Genomic DNA, 4,717 nt, shown 5'->3' on the forward strand with positions numbered 1-4,717 from the left:
CGAGAACACGAGGAGTTCCCGCGCCATGCCCACCCACTGCGAACCCTGACCCGGGAACACGAACACCGCACCACCAGAGCCATGAGCCCCGGCACGCCCGGTCACCACACCAGAAGCCTCACGCCCCGCCGCCAAATCGCCCAGTGCGGAGGACAGTTCGCTCACGTCATCGCCGAGTACGACGGCACGGTGCTCCAGCACCGCACGCCCACCCGCCAACGTGAACCCGACATCCCGCAGACCGAGCAATCCACCCTCATCGAGGTGGGCCCGTACGCGGGCGGCCTGCTCCGCGAGTGCGGCCTCGCTCCGGGCCGACAACACCCACGGCACCACCGGAGCGGCCACGACCGCAGGCGCCTCGGGCAGCGCCGGGGCCGCGATCGGCGCGGTCTCCTCGGCCGGGGCCGACTCCAGGATGACGTGCGCGTTCGTCCCGCCGATGCCGAAGGACGACACACCGGAGCGGCGCGGGCGGTCGAGGTCCGGCCACTCCTGGTTCTCCGTGAGGAGCCTGACCTGACCGGAGGTCCAGTCGACGTGGTGGGAGGGCGTGTCGGCGTGCAGCGTGCGCGGCATGATGCCGTGCCGCATGGCCTGCACCATCTTGATGATGCCCGCGACACCCGCGGCGGCCTGCGTGTGCCCGATGTTGGACTTGACGGAGCCGAGCCACAACGGCGTCCGCTCGTCACGTCCTTGGCCGTACGTGGCCAGCAGCGCCTGCGCCTCGATCGGGTCGCCGAGGGCCGTGCCGGTGCCGTGCGCCTCGACGGCGTCGACATCGGTCGTGGTCAGCCGTGCGCCTGCCAGCGCGTCACGGATGACGCGCTGCTGCGAGGGACCGTTCGGCGCCGTCAGACCGTTGCTGCCGCCGTCCTGGTTCACCGCGCTGCCCCGCACCACCGCCAGGACGTCATGCCCGAGGCGGCGCGCCTCGGAGAGCCGCTCGACGACCAGCAGACCGACACCCTCGGCCCAGCCCGCGCCATCGGCGTCGTCCGAGAAGGCCTTGCACCGGCCGTCCACCGACATCGCCCGCTGCCGCGAGAACTCCACGAACGTCGTGGGCGTCGACATCACGGTCACACCGCCCGCCAGGGCGAGGGTGCACTCGCCGTTGCGCAGCGCCTGCACCGCCAGGTGCAGCGACACCAACGAGGACGAGCAGGCCGTGTCGACCGTCATCGCCGGACCCTCCAGGCCCAGCTGGTACGAGATGCGCCCCGACGCCACACCACCGCTGTTGCCGGTGATCATCAGGCCTTCGACGTCCTCGGTCGCCTCGCCGATCCAGGTCCCGTAGTCGTGGTACATGAGACCGGTGAAGACACCGGTCCTGCTGCCGCGCAGGGAGTCCGGGTCGATGCCGGTGCGCTCCAGCGCCTCCCATGCCGTCTCCAGGAGCAGCCGCTGCTGCGGGTCCATCGCCGCGGCCTCCCGCGGACTGATCCCGAAGAACTCCGCGTCGAAGTCCCCCACACCGGCGAGGAATCCGCCCCGGCGGGAGTAGCTCGTACCGACGTGGCCGGGGTCCGGGTCGAAGAGGTTCGCCAGGTCCCAGTCGCGGTCGTCGGGGAAGTCGGTGATGGCGTCGACCCCGTCGAGGGTCGCCTGCCACAGCTCCTGCGGAGAACGGATCCCGCCCGGGAAACGGCACGCCATGCCCACGATGACGATCGGATCATCGTCGGCGGCCGCCCCTGTGACGGGGGCCGGGGCCACCGGACCCGCGTCCGTCCCCCCGACCTCCTCCTCAAGGAAGCCGACGAGCGCGGTCGGCGTCGGATAGTCGAACACCAGCGTCGACGGCAGCCGCAGCCCCGTCACCGTCTGCAACCGCTGCCGCAGCTCCAGACCCGTCAGCGAGTCGAAGCCCAGATCGCGGAAAGCACGATCCGCCTCCACCGACGCACCCGAACCGAGCCCGAGCACCAACGACACCTGGCCACGCACCAGATCGAGCAGGGCTTCCTGCCGCTCGCCGTCGTCCAGCGCCGCCATCCCGGCGGCCCACGACGAGGCTTCCTCCGCGGTGGGTGCCGCGGCCCGGCGCACGGGAGCGCGGACGACCGACTTGAACACGGCGGGCAGCCGGTCCTGCGCCGCCTGGTTGCGCAGCGCGGGCAGGTCGAACCGGGCCGGGACGATGGTCGCCCGGTCGGCCGCCAAGGCTGCGTCGAACAGGGCGAGGCCCTGCGACGTCGACATGGACCCCAGACCGCTGCGCGAGAGCCGGGCGATGTCCGCCTCGTCGAGGTGCGCGGTCATGGCGCTGTCGCTGGCCCACAGGCCCCAGGCCAGCGAGGTGGCCGCCAGTCCGTCGGCACGGCGCGCAAGGGCCAGTGCGTCCAAGTAGGCGTTCGCCGCCGCGTAGTTGCCCTGACCTGCCGTGCCCATCACACCGGCGGCGGACGAGAACAGCACGAACGCGGCCAGGTCGGCGTCCCGCGTCAGCTCGTCCAGCAGCCTGGCGCCCTCGGCCTTCGGGCGCATCACGGTGTCGACCCGCTCGGCGGTCAGCGCGGTGACGACACCGTCGTCGAGGACACCGGCGGCGTGGATCACGGCGGTCAGCGGGTGCTCGTCCGCGATACCCGCCAGGGCCGCCGCCAGACCGTCCCGGTCCGCGACGTCGCACGCGGCGAAGGTCACCGTCGCGCCGAGCGCGCCCAGTTCGGCAGTCAGCTCCTCGGCGCCCTCGGCGCCACGACGGCTGACCAGCAGCAGGTGACGTACGCCGTACTCGGCCACGAGATGCCGGGCGAACAACCCGCCCAGGGCGCCACTCGCGCCCGTGACCAGAACCGTGCCGTCCGGGTCCCACTCCGGAGCGTCGGCCGCCTCCGCAGAGACAGTCATGAGCCGAGGAGCGAGCAACCTGCCGCCGTCAAGGGCGATTTGAGGCTCGCCGCTCGCCAGCGCCGAAGCGACAGCCGTCCCGCTCTCGGCGCCGTCCGGCACGTCGACGACCACGATGCGTCCGGGCTGTTCCGCCTGCGCCGAACGCAGCAGGCCCCACACCGCGGCCGTCGCCGGATCCGGCGTGCCCGTCATACCGCCGCGCGTGACCACGACGAGCCGGGCTTCCTCCACCGACTCCGTCGAACCCGCCGAATGCGCCGACCGCGCCGACTCCGCCGACTCGGCGAGGAACCGCTGGACCGTCTCCAGCACCTCCGCGACCCGCGCACCGGCATCCCCACCGGGCTCCACGTGAGCAACGACGACGTCGGACGCGTCAACCGCCGCCCCTGAGAGCGAAACCGGTACGTCGACCCACCTCACCTCGAACAGCGGGTCCCCGGCAGCGACCGCCGCCCCCAACTGCTCCTGCGACATCTTCTGCAACCGCAACTCGTCCACCGACACCACCGGCAGGCCCGCACCGTCGAACGCCACCAGCCGCACGGCACCGTCCGCGTCACGCGACAACCGCACCCGCAGCGCCGACGCACCGACCGAGTGCAGCCGCACCCCGCTCCACGAGAAGGGCACCACGATCTCCCCCGCGAGCAGCGGATGCAGCGCGGCATCCAGCAGCGCAGGGTGGACGCCGAACTCGTCGGCCTCCGCCGGAAGCTGCACATCGGCGAACAGGTCGTCGCCGTCGCGCCACACCGCGCGCAGGCCCTGGAACACCGGCCCGTAGCCATAGCCGAGCCCGGCCAGCGTCTCGTAGGCGTCCGCGACATCGACCCGCTCTGCACCGACGGGCGGCCACACGCCGTCCAGCCGCTCCACCCCGCCCGACGCACCGTCGACGAGCGCGCCCACGGCATGCCGGACCCACTCCGCCCCGGCGTCCAGGTCGGCATCGGCGTCCTGGACGCGCGAGTGCACGGAGATCGTCCGGCGGCCCGCCTCGTCCGGGGCGCCCACCGACACCTGCACGGAGGTCGACGCGCCCCGCGACAGCACGAGCGGCCGCTCCAGCATCAGCTCCTCGACGACATCGCAGCCGACCTCGCTCCCGGCGTGCAGCGCCAGCTCGACGAAGGCGGTGCCGGGCAGGATGACCGTGCCGTAGACGGCGTGGTCCTCCAGCCACGGGTACGTGTTCAGCGACAGCTGACCGGTGAGGACGAGGCCTTCCTGCGGCGCGAGGGCCACGGCGGCGCCGAGCAGCGGGTGTCCGGCGGGGCGCAGCCCGAGCCCGGCCGCGTCCACCACGGACCGCCCCGCGGGCAACCAGTGACGACGCCGCTGGAAGGCGTACGTCGGCAGCTCGACGAGTCGACCACCCGCCAGCCACGGCGCCCAGTTCACGTCGACACCCGCGACGAACACCTCGGCCAGACTCTGCGCCAGCCGAGCCGGACCCCCCTCGTTGCGGCGCAACGTGCCGACGGCCGTCACCCCGGCGACCCCGTCGCCCTCAGCGGCCTGGGCCACCGCTCCGACCAGCACCGGATGCGGACTCGACTCGACGAAGACACGGTGTCCGGCTTCAAGGAGGTTGTGCAAGGCAGCGTCGAAGCGAACGGTCTGACGCAGGTTCGTGAACCAGTACTCCGCATCCATCACGGCCGTATCGATCACATCACCGGTCACCGTGGAGAACAACGGAACCTGACCGCCGCGCGGCTCGATCTCCCCCAAGACCTCCAGCAGTTCGTCCCGCAGATCCTCGACCTGCGGCGAATGCGATGCATAATCCACCGCGATGCGCCGCACCTGCACACCATCGGCCTCGCACACAGCCATGAACGCATCC

General features: G+C 72.2%; 1 protein-coding gene. It reads right to left on the reverse strand.

Features of this window, described 5'->3' with window-relative positions; genetic code table 11:
- The coding region (locus AOK03_RS32975) for a type I polyketide synthase (RefSeq protein ID WP_244177845.1) at positions 1-4,707 on the reverse strand (4,707 nt) is incomplete at its 3' end.
- Between the last annotated feature and the right edge of the window lie 10 nt (positions 4,708-4,717).

The sequence above is a fragment of the Streptomyces atriruber genome (genome assembly GCF_001418325.1).
Taxonomy (GTDB): Bacteria; Actinomycetota; Actinomycetes; order Streptomycetales; family Streptomycetaceae; genus Streptomyces; species Streptomyces atriruber.